The organism is Neisseria sp. P0009.S007, from assembly GCF_051962515.1.
In genome coordinates this window covers 1-1,371 of record NZ_JBQCVF010000355.1, presented here as the reverse complement: position 1 = coordinate 1,371, position 1,371 = coordinate 1, and the positions used below count along the sequence as shown (strand labels likewise).

2 protein-coding genes are annotated in these 1,371 nt (G+C 46.0%); both read left to right on the top strand.

Annotation, left to right across the window (positions count from 1 at the left end; genetic code table 11):
- Positions 1-764: glutathione synthase (gene gshB, locus ACTHS3_RS13230; RefSeq protein ID WP_440368156.1), on the top strand; the 764-nt coding region annotated here is incomplete at its 5' end.
- 69 nt (positions 765-833) lie between these two features.
- The gene (locus ACTHS3_RS13225) at positions 834-1,217 is read left to right on the top strand and encodes a diacylglycerol kinase (protein WP_070607869.1); all 384 of its coding nucleotides are present in this window, start codon (positions 834-836) and stop codon (positions 1,215-1,217) included.
- Positions 1,218-1,371: the final 154 nt, after the last annotated feature.

Here is a 1,371-nt window from a genome sequence, read left to right as displayed (position 1 = left end):
ACGATCACGAATGGTTTAAATCAGAGGCAAAAGTTCAGACGGCCTTGAAAGACTTCGATGCGGTCATTATGCGCACTGATCCGCCGTTTGATATGCAATATCTGTATGCAACCCAGTTTTTAACTTTGGCACAGCAGCAGGGTGCAAAAGTATTTAACAGCGGACAAGCAATGCGTGATTTCAATGAGAAATTGGCGATTTTGAACTTCAGCCAGTTTACCGCGCCGACTTTGGTTACCACACGTTCCGCCGATGTCCGTGCCTTTTTGAAAAAACACGGCGACATCATCATCAAACCGTTGGACGGCATGGGCGGTATGGGCATTTTCCGCCTGACCGAATCCGACCCCAATATCGGCAGTATTTTGGAAACCCTGATGCAGCTTGATTCACGCACCATCATGGCGCAACGTTATATTCCTGAAATCGTACATGGCGACAAGCGCATTCTGATTATCGGTGGGGAAGTTGTTCCGTATGCTTTGGCGCGTATTCCGCAAAACGGCGAAACGCGCGGCAACTTGGCTGCCGGCGGCCGCGGCGTGGCACAGGAGTTGAGCGAACGCGACCGTGAAATTGCAGAAACCCTTGCACCTGAATTGAAGCGGCGCGGTATTTTGCTTGCCGGTTTGGATGTCATTGGCAGCAACCTGACCGAAGTCAATGTAACCAGCCCGACCGGCTTCCAAGAAATCATGAAGCAAAAAGATTTCGACGTTGCCGCCATGTTTGCAGATGCCGTGGTATCTTGGGCAAAACAATAAATCCAAAGGCCGTCTGAAAATTGCCCCGACCGTTTCTTTTTCAGACGGCATTCTAATGTTGAGTATATGATGAAACCATCTTCCTACGCTTCCGAGAAAAAAGGCAAAAACGGCATCAAGCGCATTATCAATGCGTTTGGTTATTCCAAAGACGGACTGGCTGCCGCGTATCGTTATGAAAGCGCATTTCGCCAAGTTTTTTGGTTGAACCTGATTTTAATTGTCTTGGCGTTGTTCCTTGATTTCGGACCGGCCATCAAAATGGTGCTCATTGTTGCATCGTTTATTTCATTGATTACCGAATTGTTTAATACCGCCGTCGAAGCAGCTGTTGATCATACTTCTACTGAAAAACACGAGCTTGCCAAGCGTGCCAAAGATGCCGGTTCGGCCGCACAACTGATGGCTTTGTTAATGTTATTTATTGTTTGGATTGTTGCATTAACTGCTTAAAAATGTGGTAATATGGTAATTCGTTAGGATTAGATAGTATTAATTAATCTATATCAAAGTTTTCAGACGGCCTTTGATTGTAAGATGAAGGCTGTATATCCCAGCCATTTGGCAAACACAAGGAGCAAAACATGAAAAAATTAATGGCAACCCT

Excerpts from the sequence above, each read along its gene's own strand:
- ACTHS3_RS13225 (WP_070607869.1), top strand. The coding sequence starts at position 834 with ATGAAACCATCTTCCTACGCTTCCGAGAAAAAAGGCAAAAACGGCATC.